Genomic DNA, 1,210 nt, shown 5'->3' with positions numbered 1-1,210 from the left:
GATGGAGCAACTGGACTACAATCTTTTGTACCGCTGGTTCGTGGGACTGTCGCCGGACGATCCGGTCTGGGACCCAACCACCTTCACCAAGAACCGGGAGCGGCTGCAGAACGGCGATGTGTTCACGAAGTTCATGACCAGGCTTCTGAACCATCCGCAGGTCAAGCCGCTGCTGTCGGACGAGCACTTTTCGGTGGATGGAACGCTGATCGAAGCCTGGGCTTCACAGAAGAGTTTTCGCCCCAAGGACGGCAGCGGCGACGATGATGACGGCGCCAACTTCCACGGCTTTAGGAAGGCAAAGAGCAAGCTCCTTGACCGAAATCGGTTGATGCTTGTGGTCGCGGCGCAGCAGCTTTGCTGGTCGCCCTTTGCCCGACCATTTTTTCGGCGGCAGCGGCGCCGTGTTGGATGTCCACACCGTGGTGTTTGGCAAGATACCGGCCACATAGGTCAACCCCAACGCGCTGATGCTGGTCCGCAGGTCCGTGTTGCAGCCATATCCGGCATCCATCAGCACCACGCCGCGAGGAAGCCCGGCTCTGCAGGCCGCTTCGATCTGCTCAAGCGCGATCTCTGGCTTGGTCTTAAAGCTGATCTCCTTGGGCACGCCCGCTTTGCGCCGACGTTTCTTATCTGCCGCCCATTCCTGCGGCAGATAGAGACGATACATCGCCGGCAGACTGGCGTGGTGATTGGCAAGCGACAGGGACACCGCGACTTGGCAGTTATCCTGCTTGCCGAGCTGCCCGCAATATTGACGCGCCACACCGACCGAATGCGCTCCCTTCTTGGGAAAACCGGTGTCATCGATGATCCACGCTTCGATCGGTCCATGGCGCTCTATCGCCGGCAGTACCATCTCACCCACTTTGGCCAAAACACCCTCGTCAGACCAAGCCGATTGGCCGACGAAGTGCAGCAGCGACTGATGCTGCGCCGCCGTCCGATCAGGTGCCGTCACCGCTGCCATCGGCTCAACGCTTTTACGCTCACCCGGCATGATTAAGCCGATGCAATAATCAAACAACGGCCGGGCCCGGTCCGCATGTCCGATCACGCTCACAAGTCCCTCGACAAAAGCCGAAAATCGCGATTCACTGCCGTCTGATGTCTGGATATCCATATCAGCCCCCGTTGCCGATGCCTGAATCTCAGCCGGTAACTGATTCTCACAGGACCTCGCCCGCGACCTTTTGAATCAGACCAC

The 1,210-nt window shown here is 59.1% G+C and carries 2 pseudogenes; one reads left to right on the top strand and one right to left on the bottom strand.

The annotated features are described in order from the left end of the window. Positions 1–274: pseudogene (locus tag KIP88_RS45765) on the top strand (transposase); the annotation flags it as partial. A gap of 30 nt (positions 275–304) precedes the next feature. Here the strand turns inward: KIP88_RS45765 and KIP88_RS45760 are convergent. After that, positions 305–1,126, bottom strand: a pseudogene (locus tag KIP88_RS45760) (IS701 family transposase); the annotation flags it as partial. Positions 1,127–1,210: the final 84 nt, after the last annotated feature.

Source organism: Bradyrhizobium sp. SRL28 (assembly GCF_018596315.1).
Lineage (GTDB): Bacteria > Pseudomonadota > Alphaproteobacteria > Rhizobiales > Xanthobacteraceae > Bradyrhizobium.
Note: the sequence above shows the minus strand (reverse complement) of the source record. Positions and strands in the feature narration are given on the sequence as shown.